The following is a 17,790-nucleotide window of genomic DNA, read 5'->3' as shown; positions in this document are numbered from 1 at the left end:
GGGTGGTTGGGGACAAACTCGCTGGTCGCGGACTTTCCGAACCGATCGAGCGCGGGAAAACGCCATGTCAGGTGTGCGGCATCCTTTTGTTCGATCCCATCGGAAAGGACGGCAGCAATGTCCGGCCGAATCTATGTCGAAGATGTCACGCCGGTGGTCGCCGCGGGGCGCTATCCCGCGAAAGCGGTCGTCGGCGAACACGTCCCGGTGACGGCGGCGATCTGGCGGGAGGGGCACGACGCGGCGGGCGCGACCGTCGTGTGGCGCGGCCCCGGCGACCGGGGACCCCGGCACACCCGCCTGGCCCTGGTCGACGCGGGCGCGGACCGCTGGTCCGCCGCCATCGCGCCCGACGCGCCCGGCCCGTGGACGTTCCGGGTGGACGCCTGGTCCGACCCGTGGTCCACCTGGGAGCACGCGGTGCGCGCCAAGCTGGAGGCGGGCCAGGGTCCCGACGAGCTGGCCAACGACCTGGCCACCGGCGTGCGGTTGCTGCGCCGGGCGGCGCTGCTCAAGCGGCCCCGCGAGGAGCGGGACGCGCTGCTGGAGGCGGCGACCGTGCTGGCCGACGAGTCCCTGCCGCCGGGCCGCCGCGTGGCGCCCGCGCTCGACCGGGCCATCGCGAAAGCGTTGTGGGAACGGCCGTTGCGCGAGCTGGTCACCAAGGGCGAGACCCACCAGCTGTGGGTGGACCGCGACCGCGCCCTGTTCGGGTCGTGGTACGAGTTCTTCCCGCGCTCCACGGGCGGGTGGGACGCCGAGGGCAACCCCGTGCACGGCACGCTGGCCACCGCCGCCGAGTCCCTGGACCGCATCGCGCGCATGGGGTTCGACGTGGTGTACCTGCCGCCCATCCACCCCATCGGCGAGGTCAACCGCAAGGGCCGCAACAACACCCTGACCGCCGAGCCCGGCGACGTCGGCTCACCGTGGGCGATCGGGTCGAAGGACGGCGGCCACGACGCCGTGCACCCCGACCTGGGCACCCTGGTGGACTTCAAGGCCTTCGTCGAACGCGCCCACGACCTCGGGCTGGAAGTGGCGCTGGACCTGGCGTTGCAGTGCGCGCCCGACCACCCGTGGGTCGCCGAGCACCCCGAGTGGTTCACCACCCGCCCCGACGGCAGCATCGCCTACGCCGAGAACCCGCCGAAGAAGTACCAGGACATCTACCCGCTCAACTTCGACAACGACCCCGAGGGCCTGCGCGCGGAGATCCTGCGCGTGGTCACCCACTGGATCGACTACGGGGTGCGGATCTTCCGGGTCGACAACCCGCACACCAAGCCGCCGGACTTCTGGCACTGGCTGATCTGGGAGGTCAAGCGCCGCCACCCGGACGTGCTGTTCCTGGCCGAGGCGTTCACCCGGCCCGCCCGCCTGTACGGGTTGGCGCGCCTGGGTTTCGACCAGTCCTACACCTACTTCACCTGGCGCGACACCAAGGCCGAGCTGACCGACTTCGGCCGCGAGATCGCCGCCCACGCCCACGAGGCGCGGCCCAACCTGTTCGTCACCACCCCGGACATCCTGCCGACGAGCCTTCAACTCGGTCTGCCCGCGATGTCCGCCCTCCGCGCGGCCCTGGCGGCCACCCTCGCCCCGACCTGGGGCGTCTACTCGGGTTTCGAACTGAACGAGCACGACCCCCTCAAGGGCGAGGAGTTCCTGGACTCGGAGAAGTACGAACTGCGCCCCCGCGACTTCGAGCGCGCCCGCGCCGAAGGCCGCTCGCTGGAACCGTGGCTGGCCAAGCTCAACGCCATCCGCCGCGCCCACCCGGCGCTGCGGCGACTGCGTGAACTGACCTTCCACGAGGTCGACAACGACGCCTTGATCGCCTACTCGAAGACCGACCCCGCCACCGGCGACACCGTCGTGTGCGTGGTCACGCTCGACCCCCACAGCCCGCAGGAAGGAACCCTGCGGCTGGACCTGGAAGCCCTCGGCCTGGCCGACCGCTTCCCCGCCCACGACGAGGTCACCGGCCAGACCTGGCGCTGGGGCGCCGAGAACTACGTCCGGCTGGACCCCGCCACCGCCGTGGCCCACATCGTCGACGTCGGCCGCCCCGCACGTCGTCCCTCGGAAGGAGCCTGACCATGTCGGACTGGTTCAAGCGGTCTGTGTTCTACGAGGTGCTGGTCAGCGCGTTCGCCGACGCCAACGGTGACGGCATCGGCGACCTCGCCGGCCTGGAGTCCAAACTGGACTACCTGGAGTGGCTGGGCGTGGACTGCCTGTGGCTGCCGCCCTTCTACGCCTCCCCGATGAACGACGGCGGCTACGACATCAGCGACTTCCGCGCCGTGCGCCCGGAATTCGGCGACCTGCACGACTTCGTGAGCCTGCTGGACTCCGCGCACCGCCGCGGCATGAAGGTCATCACCGACCTGGTCATGAACCACACCTCCTCCGAGCACCCGTGGTTCCAGGAATCGCGGCGCGACCCGAACGGGCCGTTCGGCGACTTCTACGTGTGGAGCGACACCGACCAGCGCTACGACGACACCCGGATCATCTTCATCGACACCGAGAAGTCCAACTGGACCTGGGACGCCGAGCGCGGCCAGTTCTACTGGCACCGCTTCTTCTCCCACCAGCCCGACCTCAACTACGACAACCCGGCCGTGCAGCAGGCGATGCTGGACGTGCTGCGGTTCTGGCTGGACCTCGGCATCGACGGGTTCCGCCTGGACGCCGTGCCCTACCTGTTCGAACGCGACGGCACCAACTGCGAGAACCTGCCCGAGACCCACGAGTTCCTCAAGCTGGTGCGCAAGGTCGTCGACGACGAGTACCCCGGCCGGGTCCTGCTCGCCGAGGCCAACCAGTGGCCGGCCGACGTGGCCCACTACTTCGGCGACCCCGAGGTCGGCGGCGACGAGTGCCACATGGCCTTCCACTTCCCGCTCATGCCGCGGCTGTTCATGGCCCTGCGCAAGGAATCCGCGCTGCCGGTGTCGGAGATCCTCGCCCGCACGCCCGACATCCCGGCGAACGCGCAGTGGGGCATCTTCCTGCGCAACCACGACGAGCTGACCCTGGAGATGGTCAGCGACGACGAACGCGACTACATGTACGCCGAGTACGCCCCCGACCCGCGCATGAAGGCCAACGTCGGCATCCGCCGCCGCCTGGCCCCCCTGCTGGACAACGACCGCGGCCAGCACCAACTGCTCACCGCGCTCCTGCTGTCCTTACCCGGCTCTCCCGTCCTCTACTACGGGGACGAGATCGGCATGGGCGACAACATCTGGCTCAAGGACCGCGACGGCGTCCGCACCCCCATGCAGTGGACCCCCGACCGCAACGCCGGGTTCTCCACCGCCGACCCCGGCAAGCTGTGCCTGCCCGTGGTCAGCGACGCCGTCTACGGCTACCAGGCGGTCAACGTCGAAGCCCAGCGCTCGCACAGCGCCTCCCTGCTGCACTGGACCCGCGACCTGCTCGCCGTGCGCCGCCAGGAGGAGGCCTTCGGGCTCGGCGCGTTCCGCGAGGTCGACGTCGACAACACCGCCGCCTTCGCCTACCTGCGCGAACACGGCGACACCACCCTGCTGTGCGTCTTCAACTTCTCCTCCCACCCGCAGCCGGTCGAGATCAAGCTGCGCGGCCTCGACGGCCTGGTCCCGGTCGAGCTGACCGGCGGCGCGCGCTTCCCCCGCGTCACCGCCGAGCGCTACCAGCTCACCCTGCCCGGCCACGGCTTCTACTGGTTCCGCCTGGAGGCGTCATGAACACCGCGGTCGACACCCTCGGCACGGCCCTGGCCCGGTGGCTGGTCGGCCAGCGCTGGTACGCGGGCACCGAGGTCGGCGACGTCCGCGTCGAGCGGGCCACCACCCTCGTCCACGGCGACCCCACCCTGCTGCACCTGCTCGTCGAGGTCGACGGGGAGCGCTACCAGCTCCTGCTGGGCCGACGCGCCACCCTGCCCGAGCACCTGACCGACGTGTGGATCTGCGACACCCCCGAAGGCGCGGTGTACGCGGCCACCCACGACGGCGAACTGATGTCCCACCTGCTCGGCGCGCTGCGCGACCGGGCGGGCGGCCCCGGGCCGGCGTTCGAACCCGAGCCCGGCACCCACGTCGTGCACGGCCTGCCCGCCCGCGTGGTCGCCGTCGAGCAGAGCAACACCTCCCTGGTCTTCGGCGACCGGCACATCCTCAAGCTGTTCCGCCGCGTCCAGGCCGGCCCCCACCCCGACGTCGACCTGCACCGCGCCCTGCACGACGTCGGCGCGCAGCACGTGGCCCGCCTCCAGGGCGTGGTCACCGCCCACCTCGACGGCCGGGCCGCCGTGCTGGGCGTGCTCCAGGAGTACCTGCCCGAGTGCCACGACGGCTGGACCCTGGCCACCACCGGCGACCGCGACGCCTTCGTCCCGCAGGCCGCCGAACTGGGCCGCAGCGTCGCCCGCGTGCACGCCGCCCTGGCCCGCGCGTTCGGCGCGCGCAACCCCGCGGTCAGCGACCTGCACGACACCGCCGACCGCCTGCACCAGCGGCTGACCGCCCTGGGCGTCCCCGAACTGGCGCCGCACGAACCCGCCATCCGGGCCGCCTACGACCGGCTGCGCACCCTGCGCGGACCGTTCGTCCTGCAACGCGTGCACGGCGACCTGCACCTGGGCCAGGCCCTGCACACCAACGGCCGCTGGACGCTCATCGACTTCGAAGGCGAACCCGGCCGCCCCCTGGAGGAACGCAACGCGCCCCGCCACGCCCTCCAGGACGTCGCCACCATGCTGCGGTCCTTCGACTACGCCGCCCACCACGGCGACCCCGACCCGAAGTGGGCGTCGGCGCTGCGCGAGGCGTTCTGCGCCGGCTACGCCGCCGTCCTCGACGACCCCCGCGACCAGCCCGTGCTGCTGCACGCGCTGGAACTGGACAAGGCCGTCTACGAGGTCGCCTACGAACGCGACCACCGCCCCGACTGGATCGGCATCCCGCTCGGCGCGATCACCCGCATCCTGGGCGGTGAGACCGCATGACCACCCTGGAGGACACCGACCGGCTCCTGGTCGGCGACCACCCCGACCCCCACTCGGTCCTCGGCGCGCACCCCGCCGGCCCCGACACCGTCGTGCACACCCTGCAACCCGGCGCCACCACCGTGCACGTCCTGGTCGACGGCACCCGCCACCCCCTGGACCACATCGGGTACGGCCTGTTCGCCGGCATCGTCCCCGGCCCCGTCCACGACCACCGGTTCGACGTCGACGGCGTCATCCGCGACGACCCCTTCCGGTACCCGCCGACACTGTCCGAACAGGACGTGTCCCTGATCGCGCGCGGCGAGCACCCCCGCCTGTGGGAGGTGCTCGGCGCGCACCCCCGCGGCGGCGGCGTGGCCTTCGCCGTGTGGGCGCCCGGCGCGCGGGGCGTCCGGGTCGCGGGCGACTTCGACGAGTGGGTCGGCCGCGCCACACCCCTGCGCAACCTGGGCGGCGGCGTGTGGGAGGTGTTCGTGCCCGGCGTGCGACCGGGCTGCCGCTACAAGTTCCGCGTCCTGGACGCGAACGGCACCTGGCACGAACACGCCGACCCGCTCGCCTTCGCCACCGAAGTCCCGCCGGCCAACGCCTCCGTCGTCACGGAGACCCGCTACCGCTGGCAGGACTCCGGCTGGCTCGCCCGCCGCGCGACCGCCGACCCGACCTCGGCGCCGATCAGCATCTACGAGGTCCACCTCGGGTCGTGGCGCGCCGGCCTGTCCTACCAGGACCTCGCCGTCGAACTGGGCGACTACGTGCAGGACATGGGCTTCACCCACGTGGAACTCCTGCCCGCCACCGAACACCCCTACGGCGGCTCGTGGGGCTACCAGACCACGTCGTACTTCGCCCCCACCGCGAGGTTCGGCACCCCCGACGACTTCCGGTACCTCGTCGACCACCTGCACTCCCTGGGCATCGGCGTCATCCTGGACTGGGTCCCCGCCCACTTCCCCCGCGACGCCTGGGCGCTGGCCCGCTTCGACGGCACCCCGCTCTACGAGCACCCCGATCCCCGACGCGGCGAACACCCCGACTGGGGCACCCTGATCTTCGACCTCGGTCGGGACCAGGTGCGCAACTTCCTGCTGGCCTCGGCGCTGTACTGGCTGGAGGAGCACCACCTGGACGGGCTGCGCGTGGACGCCGTCGCCTCCATGCTCTACCTGGACTACTCCCGCACCGAGTGGCTGCCCAACGAGTTCGGCGGCCGGGAGAACCTGGAGTCCGTGCGGTTCCTGCGCGAACTGAACGCCCTGGTCCGCTCGCGCGTGCCCGGCGCGGTGGTCTACGCCGAGGAGTCCACCGCCTGGCCCGGCGTCACCGCGCCGGACGGCCTCGGGTTCGGCTTCAAGTGGAACATGGGCTGGATGCACGACACCCTCCGGTACTTCCAGCACGACCCCGTGCACCGGGTCGGCGTCCACGGCGGCCTCACCCACACCATCGACTACGCGTGGAGCGAGCGGTACGTCCTGCCGCTCTCCCACGACGAGGTCGTGCACGGCAAGGGCTCCCTGTGGCAGCGCATGCCCGGCGACGACCGCCGCAAGGCCGCCGGCGTCCGGGCGCTGCTGGCCCACCAGTGGGGACACCCCGGCAAGAAACTGCTGTTCATGGGAGGTGAGTTCGGGCAACCGACGGAGTGGAACGCCGACGGGTCACTGCCCTGGTGGCTGCCCCGCGACCACCCGCTGCACGGGGGCATCCAACACCTGGTGGCCGACCTCAACGCGGCCTACCGCGCTTTGCCGGCCCTGCACACCCTCGACCACTCGCCCACCGGGTTCGCCTGGCTGCGCTCCGACCCCGCCCTCAACGTGGTCGCCCACCAGCGGATCGGGGCGGACGGCTCGGTCGTGGTGTGCGTGGCGAACTTCTCGGGCGTGGCGCTGCGCGGCCTGCGGCTCGGGCTGCCCCGCGCCGGGGTGTGGCGGGAAGTCCTGAACACCGACGCCGCGGCCTACGGCGGCGACGGTGTGGTCAACGGGTCGGTGCTGGCCACGACGCAGGCGTGCGACGAGCAGCCCGCGTCGGCCGTGCTGGACCTGCCCGCGAGCGGGGTGGTGTGGCTGGCCCCGGCGTGAGGCGGTCCGAGGGGGCCGTCCGGCGCGGACGGCCCCCTCAGCGGTGCTCCGGGTTCTCGAAGTCGAACCGGCACCCCGCGTCCCACTCCGACCGCTGGTTGCCGTGGGCCGGGATGCCGCCGGCGTCCTTGAGCATCCGGGCCAGGTGCAGCAGGTTCCAGGTCATGAAGGTGGTGTTGCGGTTGGTGAAGTCGTTCTCCGGCCCGCCGGAGCCGGGGTCGGCGTAGGAGGGTCCCGGCCCGGCCTCGCCGATCCAGCCCGCGTCGGCCTGCGGCGGGATCGTGTAGCCCAGGTGCTGGAGGCTGTAGAGGACGTTCTGCGCGCAGTGCTTCACGCCGTCCTCGTTGCCGGTGATCAGGCACCCGCCGACCCGGCCGTAGTAGGCGTACTGGCCCAGGTCGTTGAGCATGCTCGAACACGCGTACAGCCGCTCGATCACCCGTTTGGTCACCGAGCTGTTGTCGCCCAGCCAGATCGGTCCGGCGAGCACCAGGATGTCCGCCGCGAGCACCCGCCGGTAGAGCTCCGGCCACTCGTCGCTGGGCCATCCGTGCTCGGTCATGTCCGGCCACACGCCGGTCGCGATGTCGTGGTCCACGGCTCGGAGGTGGTCGACGCGGACACCCTGCTTCTCCATGATCGCCGCGCTGCGGGCGACCAGGGCTCCGGTGTGGCTGAGCTCCGGGGACCGCTTCAAAGTGCAGTTGACGAACAACGCGGTCAAGTCGTCGTATCGCATGGCGACCAGGGAAACACCCACGTCGTCGCGCCGCCGTCCGAAGCGGATTGATCCTTTTCCCCACCCTGGCCGTAACTCCTTGAGCAAGCGCGTGTAGCTTGCGCCTGAAAGGGGTAAAGGACCGCGCATGAGCAGCACACCGATCTACGACGAGCTGGCCGCCATCCTGCTCGCCGACCACCCGACCACCCAGGACGCCGCCCGTCCGGCCACGTCCGAGCCGGCCCAGGCCGAGGCCGCCCAGCAACCCGCCCGCAGCGGTGGCCGCAGGCGCAAACCCGAGCCGGACGCCTGATCTTTTATTCCACACTGAAGTAATTGAGGGAATAAAGTCAAGGCTCGGCTCGAACACCCGTTCGACCGGTATTAAGCTCCGCGCATGCAGGTCTCCCTGTTCGACACCGGCGCGGAGCCCCTCGGCCTGCGCCCGTTGACCGGCGTCCGCCGCACCGAACTGGCCCACGGCGCGTGGGTCGACGTCCTGCCCGGCTGGCTGACCGGCGCCGACGAACTCTTCCGGCGCCTGGTCGCCGACGTGCCGTGGCGCGCCGAACGCAGGCAGATGTACGAGCGGGTCGTGGACGTCCCGAGGCTGCTGTGCTTCTACGAGGAGAACGCCGCCCTCCCCCACCCCGTGCTGACCGAAGCCCGCGACGCGCTCAGCGCCTGGTACGCCGGTGAACTGAAGGAACCGTTCCGCACCGCGGGCCTCTGCTACTACCGGGACGGCCGTGACAGCGTCGCCTGGCATGGCGACACCATCGGTCGCGGCAGCCACGAGGACACGATGGTCGCCATCGTCTCCGTGGGCACACCCCGAGCCCTGCTCCTGCGCCCGCGCGGCGGCGGCGAGACGCTTCGACACGCCCTGGGCCACGGCGACCTGATCGTCATGGGCGGGTCCTGCCAGCGCACTTGGGAACACGCGATCCCGAAGACCGCCAAGGCCGTCGGCCCGCGCATCAGCATCCAGTTCCGCCCGAGGGGCGTCCGCTAGCCACCGCAGCCGGGCGAGAAGACCTCCTTGACACCCGGTCCGGCGGCACTACGCTCCGTCTGGGAGCGCTCCCAGAAGACTAGTAGCTCAAAGGAGAGCGGTATGCGGCAGCGGAGAACGGTCTTGGGCGCCCTGTTGGCGGTGGCGGTGGCCGCCGCCGGCGTGGTGGCGTCCGTGGGAGCGGGGCAGGGCACGGCGGCCCCGGCCGGCGGGTACCTGCGCACCAACGGCAACAAGATCGTGGACAGCACGGGTGCCACGGTGCGCCTCACCGGCATCAACTGGTTCGGCATGGAGACCGACAACAAGACCTTCCACGGCCTGTGGTCCAACCGGACGTGGAAGCAGCAGCTCGACCAGATGGCCCAGCTCGGCTACAACACCCTCCGCGTCCCGTTCTCCAACGACGCGCTCAAGCCCGACGCCAAGGCCTCCGGCGTCAACGACTTCGTCAACCCCGACCTGGTCGGCCTCTCGCCGCTCCAGATCCTGGACAAGGTGATCGACTACGCAGGCCAGAAGGGCATGCGGATCATCCTCGACCGGCACCGGCCGACCAGCGCCGGCCAGAGCGCGCTCTGGTACACCGCCGGCGTGCCCGAGTCCACCTGGATCGAGGACTGGAAGATGCTGGCCCGCCGGTACGCCGGCAACACCACGGTGATCGGCGCGGACCTGCACAACGAGCCGCACGCCGAGGGCACCAACCCCGCCGCGACCGGCGCCTGCTGGGGCTGCGGCGACACCGCCCGCGACTGGCGGCTGGCCGCCGAGCGCGCGGGCAACGCGATCCTGTCCGTGCAGCCCGACTGGCTGATCTTCGTCGAGGGCGTGAGCTGCCCGAGCGGTGGCCTGTCGAACGTCTGGGACGGCGACCCGTCCAACGACGAGGACTGCGGGTGGTGGGGCGGCAACCTGTCCAAGGCGGGCCAGTACCCGGTGCGCCTCAACGTCGCCAACCGGCTGGTCTACTCGCCGCACGAGTACGCGACCTCGGTCTACCGGCAGAAGTGGTTCGACGCGCCGGAGTACCCGGCGAACATGCCCGCGATCTGGGACAAGTACTGGGGTTACCTCTACAAGAGCAACACCGCCCCGATCATGATGGGCGAGTTCGGCAGCACCCTGGCCGACCCGAAGGACAAGATCTGGCTGGAGAACCTGATGGCCTACACGGGCACCGGGGTCAACGGCATGTCCTTCACCTACTGGTCGTGGAACCCGAACTCCGGTGACACGGGCGGCATCGTCGGCGACGACTGGACCACGGTCAACCAGGCCAAGCAGTCGATCCTCCAGCCGTACCTCATCCCGCCGACCGGCGGCACCACCACCACGACCACGACGTCCTCCGACACGCCGCCGCCCGGCACCTGCAAGGCCGCGTGGAAGCAGGACAACGCGTGGCAGGGCGGCTTCCAGGGCGCGCTCACGGTGACCAACACCGGCACGTCGGCGGTCAACCCGTGGAAGGTGGCCTTCACCCTGCCCGCCGGCGTGACCATCGCCAGCGGCTGGAACGGCACGTTCACCCAGAGCGGCACGACGGTCACCGTCACCGCCCCGACCTACAACCCGTCGCTCCCGGCGGGCGGCTCGGTCGCCCTGGGCTTCACCGCGAACGGCCCTTCGGGCGCACCTTCGGGCGTCACGCTCGGCGGAGCGGCCTGCGGCGCCTGATCGGACCGCCGGGCGGGGGCACCCCCATTGCCGCCGCCCGGCACCTCCCGCCGGGCCGGGCGGTGGCACCGTCCCCCAGCCACCACCCGGCCCGGCGTCACTTCACCCTCGGCACCACCTCGGCGGGCTCGACCCCGTTCGAGCACTCCCGACACGTCAGATGCACGTCCACAACGCCCCCGCACCCCACGTGCTCAGGCACCACCGGACCGGAATCCTCACACAGGTGCCGGTCGCCCCACTCCATCAGCGAGAGAAGCACCGGGACCAATTCCCGCCCCTTTGCGGTGAGCCGGTACTCATGACGCGGCGGCCGTTCCTGGTAGGGAACGCGCTCCATCACCCCGTGCCGCACCAGGCCGCCAAGCCGGTCGCTGAGCACGTTGCGCGCGATGGGCAGCGAGGCCAGGAACCCGTCGAACCGAGTCACCCCGTGCACCGCGTCACGCACGATCAACAACGTCCACCGCTCGCCCACCACCTCCAGCGTGCGGGCGATCGAGCAGTCCTGGCCGTCGTACGTGCGTCGGAGCATCCGCGCATGATAAGTCGGGAACCGCGCGGATGAGCCGGGACCAGCCCATCCACGCGGCTCCTGAGCGGTGTCGGCCGGCCGACACCGCCTGCGTGCCTCCCGCCTCGGGTCTGGGGGTCCCCGGCGAGGAGGCGCACGCCGGAACGATCGTCCCCATGAACCTACCGGCTTGTGGTCCTAAAAAGCAACCAACAGATCCCCATAACGTACTCTGCCAGCTCAGCGTCTTGGTCCCCGCTCGGAAGCTTGCTTTGTCACAACTGTCCATTTCGGACAATCGACATGCACTTCGCTTCTTCTGACGCGCTGCGCGCTCTCAAGCTCTTGCGCTGCGCGCTCTCAAGATCAAAAGCGGCGCTCGCCGCGCGGCAGGCCCCCGGGGAGGGAAGGGCGTCGTGTCCTCCCGCACGACCTGCCGGAGGCAACCACAGGTTTCCGGGGTTTTCAAGAAAAATGGCTCGTTCCTCGCAATTTTTGTTGAAAACCCCGGAAACCTGTGGTTGGGCTGCGCCCAGGCCGTACGGGAGAACACGAGGCCCTTCCCGTGGGCCATGCAGCCCGGCACGCGCCTTCGGCGCAAGAGCAGCGCCTTCGGCGCGATCTCCGCGCGGAGCGCGGGCTCGTGGACCGCGCGGAGCGCGGTTGCGGTTCGCGCGGAGCGCGGGTTGCGGTTCGCCAAGCGCAGCGCCCACGGGAAGGGCCTCGGTCTTCCTCCGTACGGCCTGGGCGCAGCCCAACCACGCTTTGCCAGGGCCGTCAACAAAATGTTGCGAGGAACGAGCAAGATTTTCTTGGCGGCCCTGGCAAAGCGTGGTTGCCTCCGGCAGGCCGTGCGGAGGAAGACCGACGCCCTTCCCCTCCGGGGGCCTGCCGCGCGGCGAGCGCCGCTTTTGATCTTGAGAGCGCGCAGCGCAAGAGCTTGAGAGCGCGAAGCGCGTCAGAAGAAGCGAAGCGCCCAGAAAAGCCGGATAAGATCCGAGAGTGGATCAGTCGGACGACCTGAGAGCGTGGGCACCGGAGCCGACGGAGGCGACGACGCCGGCGGTGAGCCTGCCGGGTTACAGCGACTTCCGGCTGGTGGCCCACGGTGGCGAAGGCACGGTGTACCGGGCGCGTCAGGACGGGCTGGGGCGGGACGTGGCGGTCAAAGTCCTCGACGTCACCGATCCGGCCACGGTCGCGCGGTTCCGGCGGGAGTTGGAGATCACCGTTCGGCTGGGGCGGCAGCACCCGCACATCGTGACCGTGCTGGACACCGGTGCCATCGCGGGTCGGCCGTGCATCGTGATGGAGTACTACGACCTCGGCTCGCTGCACGACCGCCTTGCCGAGCACGGGCCGCTGCCCGTGACCGAGGTGATCGCGGCAGGGATCGCGGTGGCGGACGCGTTGGCGTTCGCGCACGGGCAGGGGATCCTGCACCGGGACGTCAAGCCGCAGAACATCCTGGTGCTGCCGACCTCCTACGTGCTGGCCGACTTCGGGATCGCGCGCGGCGCGGACGCCGGTCACACGGCGTCGTTGCAGATGGTGAGCTACCGCCACGCCGCGCCGCAGATGGTCGAAGGGCACCCGCCGGCCGTCGCGGACGACCTGTGGTCGCTGGGTTCGACGCTGTTCACCCTGCTCGACGGCCAGCCGCCGTTCGCGTCGGCGACGCCCGAGCAGGACACCATGCTGGCCTACCTGGGCCGGGTCCAGTCGTCGCCGCCGAGGTCGCTGCTGCGCCGGGACGTGCCGGCCGAGCTGATCGCGATCATCCTGCGCTGCCTGAACAAATCGCGCGAGGACCGCTTCCCGGACGCCGCGTCGCTGCGTGCCGCGCTGGCCGCGATCCCGACCTGGACGCCGCAGTCCACAGTGGACCCCGACCACACGGCCGCCGTGCGCCGGGACGTGCCGAGGCACTACCCCGAGGGTCCGACGATGATCCCGGACTTCGGCCCGAGCCCCACGACCCCCGAAACCCCGGAACCGACCCCCGAACCGGCCCCGGCCGAGCCGCCGGTCCGCACGTGGACCGAGGACCTGGCCGACCTGACCGTCCGCCACTCCACCCACCGGCCCCCGGTCCCGCCACCCGCGCCCCCGCTGGTGACCCTCCCGCCGGACCGCCCGGTCCCCGAGCGCCGCCGACTCGCACCACGCCTGCTCGCCGGTGCAGCGGTCCTCGTCCTCGGCGTGGGCGGCGGCATCTACCTGAGCACCCAGGGCCGATCCTCCGACCAAGCGGCCACCACCCAACCAACCACCACTACGACCACCACCACAACGCCGCCCGCAGCAGAGCCGTCCGCCGACCCGAGGTTCATCCCGACGCTGAAACGGTTGGAGGACAAGGGTTCCAGCATCACGGTGCACTGGACCGACCCCAGCGGCGGCAAGGCCCAGTTCGTCGTCTTCGACGTCACCGGCGGGACTCCGCGCGGGGTGGGCAACATCGCGGCGGGCAACACCCAGTACACGGTCGAGGGCTTGGACCCGAAGGCCGATCAGTACTGCTTCAAGGTGGTGGCGATCGGCCTGGAGGACTCGACCAGCCAACGCGGCGCGTCCGACCAGGACTGCGCGGTCCGCAACGGCTAACGCCGCCAGAGCGGACGCGGGTCCACCGGCCACAACACCTTGCGCAGCCACGAACTCCTGCGCCGCACACCGGACGTGACGGCCTTGGCCAACCGCCAAGCCTCCCCCGACCGACCGTGATGCCCAGCCCTCGGCGCGAAGGCCGAATGATCCGCCAACTCCGCCAACCGGATCGCCGGCGGCGACAAGGTACGAGCGATCGCCGGAGCCGTCCGATCACGCGGCGGCGGATCACCCGCCAGCACCAACGCGTCCAGCACGTGGTCCCAAGCCCCACCGGCCCCGGCCCGCTTCAGCCGCACCCGACGCCCCACCCGCGCGCCGACCAGCATCAACACCACCAACACCGGAACACCGCCCAACACCACCCAGCCGATCCACCGCTGGGACCCGACCGCCACCGCCTCCCGCTGCGGCTGGGCGGCCGAAGGCACGAACGGCGGCGGTGCGGACAGCGCGGTCGTCGTGGGAGTCGCGGTGATGGACGCCAACCGGTCCAGCACCTCGCGCTTCGCCGCCGCGCTCGACCCGCCCGACGACGTCCCCGCCAACGGGTCGAAGGGCACCCAGCCCCAGCCCTCGAAGTACACCTCGGGCCACGCGGTGGCGTCGCTCCCCCGCACCACCCGCTCCTCGGCGCCCTCCACCGGCTGGAACCCGACGACCACCCGCGTCGGCAACCCCACCGCACGCCCCAGCACGGCGAACGCCGACGCGAACTGCTCCGCCGTCCCGGCCGCGGCACCCGGCTCGCCCGCGTTCCCGAACAGGAACCGCTCCAACCGCGCGTAGGAAGACCCCACGGGCGCACCCGCGTCGGGCACGCGCCCGGTCTTGACCACCTGCTCGATGGCCACGGCCTTCTCGAACGGCGTCCGCGCGTTCTGCACGATCTGCCGCGCGTACTCGGCCAGCGAGAACGGCAACCCCGGCAGCGCCAGGTACCGCCGCGCCCGATCGCCCGACGGCACACCGGCCTTCACCAGGTCCCCGTCCTCGGGCACGTCCACGACCCCGCGCACCCGGTAGCGCAACCCGGGCGACAGCTCGTCCAGCAGCACCAAGGACCCGGAGTTCGGGTCGACCATCGCCCCGTCCAGGGTGACCGCGGTCGGCCGCCCGATCGTGGGCACCCAGCTGCCGGTCAGCTCGCCGACGGTCACCTCCAGCTCGGCCTCGGTCGTGCGCGCGCCGGGCGGCAGGTCCGGCGCCGCCACCGCCCCGATCGGCCCGTACAGCGACGCCGCCCGCCACGCCGCGCCCGAGTAGTCCGACAGCGCGGCCAGGCGGATCGCCCGCTCCGGACCCCGCACGCGGAACAGCTCGACCGGCCCGAGGTTGGCCCAGGAAGCCAACTGCGGCAACGGGTTGGACACGCCGAGGCCGGTCACCGGCGGCTCGACCAGCTCGCGCGGCTCGAACGCGCCGGTCGACGGCACCGCGAACGCCAGCAAGGCGACCACCGCGACCGGCACGAGCGGCAGTGCGGTCAGCACCCGCCCCCGTGACTCCAGCCGGTCGACCAGCAGCCATCCCGCCACCAACAACGCCACCAGCACCAGCGCGACCAACCCGTACCGGTCGGCCTTGCCGGCGGTCAGCAACGCGGTGCAGGTGTAGAGCACGGCAACACCACAAGCAGGCCCCAGCAGCGACCGGCCGGTCACCGACACGGCCACCGCGAGCGCGACCCCGAACACCAGCAGCACTCCGGGCACCAACAGCTCCGGCGTCGCCGGCGCGGGCCGTGCGGCGGTCAGCAGGCGCGGCACGAGGTCGAGCAGCACGGTGGTCGGGTCGGTGGTCTCGGCGGTGTCGCGGGCCACCCAGTACCCGCCGATCAGCGCGAACACCACCAGGCACAGCAACGTCAAACCGGTCGGCACCCGCCGCCACCGCACCAGCGGCACGCACGCGAACCCCGCCGCCACCGCGCCGGAGAACACCAGCGCGGGCACCCAACCCTGCCAGCCCGACCCGAGGTGGATCGCCGCCACCACGAGCAGCAGCGCCGCCCAGCTCACCCGGGCGATCACCGCGCCACCGCCGTGCCCCACGCCGACAGCAACGACTCCGCGTCCGGCGCGCGCAGCACCAGGACTCCGCCGGACGACGAGATCCCGGCGTTCGCGTCGACCGCCAGCACCACACCCACCGACGCCCGCGACGCTTCCAGCGTCAACACCGCCAGGTCCGAAGCTTCCCCGCACACCACGGCCACCACGTCCAGGTCCCGCACCGGCACCGAGGACGACCCCGCCGGACCCGTGGTCAGCTCCGCCAGCACGGCCAGCGCCGCGGACGCGTCGGCGTCACCGGCGGCGACCTCGACGTCCACCGCGCCCGACGAGGTCAGCAGCCGCACGGGATGCCCCTCCGCGACGGCGACCGTCACCAGGGAGGCGGCGACCTCGACGGCGTCCTCGAACCGCGCGGCGTCGGGGTAGCCGGCGGCGTGGTCGTCCAGCAGCACCGCCAGGTGCGGTCGAGCCGGGTCGGCGTCCTCGCGGACCATGAGCGTGCCGGTGCGGGCGGAGGTGGCCCAGTGCAGGCGGCGCAGGTCGTCGCCGGGCACGTACTCGCGCAGCCCCACCAGGTCCGTGCCGCCGCGCTCGACCCGCTCGTCCGCGCCGACGTGCCCGCGCCGCACCCCGCCGGGCAGGCCGCGCACCGGCAGCACGCGCGGCACGACCCGCACCTCCACCACGCCGCCGAGGACGGTCCGGGCCACCGCGAGCCCGGCCAGGCCGCGCCGGTTCAACGTCAACGGCCCCACCGGCAGCAGGCCGCGGGTGTGGGTGGGGATCGGGTACTCGACCTTCACGGTCTGCCCCGGCCGCAGCAGCGGGATGTCCACCGGCACGACGTCCCCGGCGACCTGGTCGGAGGCGTCGAACAGCACCGGGAACCGCTTGCTGGTGCCGGTCAGCTCGACCACGCCCGCGCACGCGCCCAGCCGCTGCACCGTCCGGGGCCGCACGGTCCGGCGCGGCTCGACCCGAGCCCGCGACAACACGCTCAGAACCCCCGCCACGGCCAACGCCACCAGGGCCACACCCATGCCGACCACGCCGGGATACCGCCACCACAGCCCCAACACCAGCAACAGCACACCCAGCACGACAGCGCCAAGCCCGCGCCCGGTGAGCCGCACGCCCCTCATCGCGACGACGGTCTGGGCACCGCCACACCCGCGACGACGTCCTGGAGCACCTGCTCCGTCGTGACCCCGGCCAGCTGCGCCTCCCGCGTCAGCACCAGGCGGTGCGCGAGCACGGGCACGACCAGCGCCTGCACGTCACCAGGCACGGCGAAGTGCCGTCCGCGCGAGGCCGCGTAGACCTGCACGCACCGCACCAACGCCTTGAGGCCGCGGGTGCTCGCGCCCAGCCGCAACCGGTCGTCGGCCCGCGTCGCCGCGCCCAACTCGCCGACGTAGCGCAGGATCGGGTCGGCCACGTGCAAGGTCTGCAACCGGCGGCCGTACTCGGCCACCACGTGCGGGTTGGACACCGTCGGCACCGCGCCGACGAACCCCGCGCCACTGCCCGGCCGCAGCACGTCCAGCTCGTGCTCCGGCGACGGGTAGCCGATGGAGGTGCGCAGCATGAACCGGTCCAACTGCGCCTCGGGCAAGCGGTAGGTGCCGTCGAGGTCGATGGGGTTCTGCGTGGCCACGACCAGGAACGGCGCGGGCACCGCGTGCGCCACGCCGTCCACGGTGACCGTGCGCTCCTCCATGACCTCCAGCAGCGCGGACTGGGTCTTGGCGGCGGCGCGGTTGATCTCGTCGGCCAGCACGATGTTGGCGAACACCGGTCCGGGGCGGAACTTCACCTGCCCGGTCTGCGGGTCGTAGACCGACGTGCCGGTGACGTCGGAGGGCAGCAGGTCGGGCGTGAACTGCACGCGCCGCGACACCCCGCCCAGCGCGCCCGCGACCGCGCGGGCCAGCGTGGTCTTGCCGGTGCCGGGCACGTCCTCCAGCAGCACGTGGCCGCCCGCGAACATCGACACCAGGACCAGGTCCACCACGTCCCGCTTGCCCCGGACCGCGGCCTCCACCGCGTCGCCGAGTCGCGCGTGCAGCACGCGGAACGCCGCGATCTCGTCCTCGCCGACCGCCGGCACCGCCGTTGTCGTCACTTGCTCCCCATGCTC

13 protein-coding genes are annotated in these 17,790 nt (G+C 71.8%); 8 read left to right on the top strand and 5 right to left on the bottom strand.

Going from position 1 to position 17,790, the window contains the following annotated elements; genetic code table 11:
• Positions 1-117: 117 nt before the first annotated feature.
• Genes WBN91_RS15450 through glgB form a run of 4 tightly spaced genes read left to right on the top strand, consistent with a single transcriptional unit; the run spans position 118 to position 7,092 of the window.
• Positions 118-2,100: a maltotransferase domain-containing protein gene (locus WBN91_RS15450; RefSeq protein WP_337727428.1), complete on the top strand. Its 1,983-nt coding sequence runs from the start codon at positions 118-120 to the stop codon at positions 2,098-2,100.
• Between the two features lie 2 nt (positions 2,101-2,102).
• On the top strand, positions 2,103-3,740 hold the full coding sequence (gene treS, locus WBN91_RS15445; protein ID WP_337727429.1) for a maltose alpha-D-glucosyltransferase: 1,638 nt from the start codon (positions 2,103-2,105) through the stop codon (positions 3,738-3,740).
• A complete protein-coding gene (locus tag WBN91_RS15440) occupies positions 3,737-5,002 on the top strand; it encodes a maltokinase N-terminal cap-like domain-containing protein (RefSeq protein WP_337727430.1) in 1,266 nt (421 codons plus the stop codon). The genes treS and WBN91_RS15440 overlap by 4 nt, the downstream gene beginning before the upstream one ends.
• Positions 4,999-7,092 carry a 1,4-alpha-glucan branching protein GlgB gene (glgB, locus tag WBN91_RS15435; protein ID WP_337727431.1) on the top strand — a complete coding sequence of 698 codons (2,094 nt, stop codon included), beginning with the start codon at positions 4,999-5,001 and terminating at the stop codon, positions 7,090-7,092. Before WBN91_RS15440 ends, glgB begins: the two co-directional genes overlap by 4 nt.
• 37 nt (positions 7,093-7,129) lie before the next feature.
• Here glgB and WBN91_RS15430 read toward each other — a convergent pair whose 3' ends face one another.
• Positions 7,130-7,831: a flavodoxin family protein gene (locus tag WBN91_RS15430; protein WP_337727432.1), complete on the bottom strand. Its 702-nt coding sequence runs from the start codon at positions 7,829-7,831 to the stop codon at positions 7,130-7,132.
• A 127-nt stretch (positions 7,832-7,958) separates the two neighbouring features.
• Here WBN91_RS15430 and WBN91_RS15425 point away from each other — a divergent pair, with 127 nt between their 5' ends.
• The 3 genes from WBN91_RS15425 to WBN91_RS15415 all read left to right on the top strand — a co-directional run bounded on the left by WBN91_RS15425 (position 7,959) and on the right by WBN91_RS15415 (position 10,508).
• Positions 7,959-8,126: a hypothetical protein gene (locus tag WBN91_RS15425; RefSeq protein WP_337727433.1), complete on the top strand. Its 168-nt coding sequence runs from the start codon at positions 7,959-7,961 to the stop codon at positions 8,124-8,126.
• Between the two features lie 84 nt (positions 8,127-8,210).
• Complete coding sequence (locus WBN91_RS15420) at positions 8,211-8,828, top strand: alpha-ketoglutarate-dependent dioxygenase AlkB (protein ID WP_337727434.1); 618 nt, start codon at positions 8,211-8,213, stop codon at positions 8,826-8,828.
• A gap of 102 nt (positions 8,829-8,930) precedes the next feature.
• On the top strand, positions 8,931-10,508 hold the full coding sequence (locus tag WBN91_RS15415; RefSeq protein ID WP_337727435.1) for a cellulase family glycosylhydrolase: 1,578 nt from the start codon (positions 8,931-8,933) through the stop codon (positions 10,506-10,508).
• 97 nt (positions 10,509-10,605) lie between these two features.
• Here the strand turns inward: WBN91_RS15415 and WBN91_RS15410 are convergent, their stop codons facing one another.
• Positions 10,606-11,043: a winged helix-turn-helix transcriptional regulator gene (locus tag WBN91_RS15410; RefSeq protein ID WP_337727436.1), complete on the bottom strand. Its 438-nt coding sequence runs from the start codon at positions 11,041-11,043 to the stop codon at positions 10,606-10,608.
• Positions 11,044-12,024: 981 nt separating this feature from the next.
• On the opposite strand from WBN91_RS15410, the gene WBN91_RS15405 reads away from it, so the two are divergent.
• Entirely contained in the window at positions 12,025-13,629 is a 1,605-nt protein-coding gene (locus WBN91_RS15405) for a serine/threonine-protein kinase (RefSeq protein ID WP_337726717.1), read from the top strand.
• On the opposite strand, the gene WBN91_RS15400 is transcribed toward WBN91_RS15405, so the two are convergent.
• From WBN91_RS15400 to WBN91_RS15390, 3 genes are read right to left on the bottom strand one after another with little or no spacing between them, the layout of a single operon-like run.
• The gene (locus WBN91_RS15400) at positions 13,626-15,665 is read right to left on the bottom strand and encodes a DUF3488 and transglutaminase-like domain-containing protein (protein WP_337726718.1); all 2,040 of its coding nucleotides are present in this window, start codon (positions 15,663-15,665) and stop codon (positions 13,626-13,628) included. The two genes, WBN91_RS15405 and WBN91_RS15400, sit on opposite strands and share 4 nt — an antisense overlap.
• Positions 15,662-16,792: a DUF58 domain-containing protein gene (locus WBN91_RS15395; RefSeq protein ID WP_337726719.1), complete on the bottom strand. Its 1,131-nt coding sequence runs from the start codon at positions 16,790-16,792 to the stop codon at positions 15,662-15,664. The genes WBN91_RS15400 and WBN91_RS15395 overlap by 4 nt, the downstream gene beginning before the upstream one ends.
• Positions 16,789-17,775 (bottom strand): AAA family ATPase, encoded by a 987-nt coding sequence (locus WBN91_RS15390; RefSeq protein ID WP_337726720.1) that lies wholly within the window; start codon positions 17,773-17,775, stop codon positions 16,789-16,791. The genes WBN91_RS15395 and WBN91_RS15390 overlap by 4 nt, the downstream gene beginning before the upstream one ends.
• Positions 17,776-17,790: the final 15 nt, after the last annotated feature.

The organism is Saccharothrix sp. CCNWYY140, assembly GCF_037401995.1.
Lineage (GTDB): Bacteria > Actinomycetota > Actinomycetes > Mycobacteriales > Pseudonocardiaceae > Actinosynnema.
This window is presented reverse-complemented; position numbering and strand designations above follow the sequence as displayed.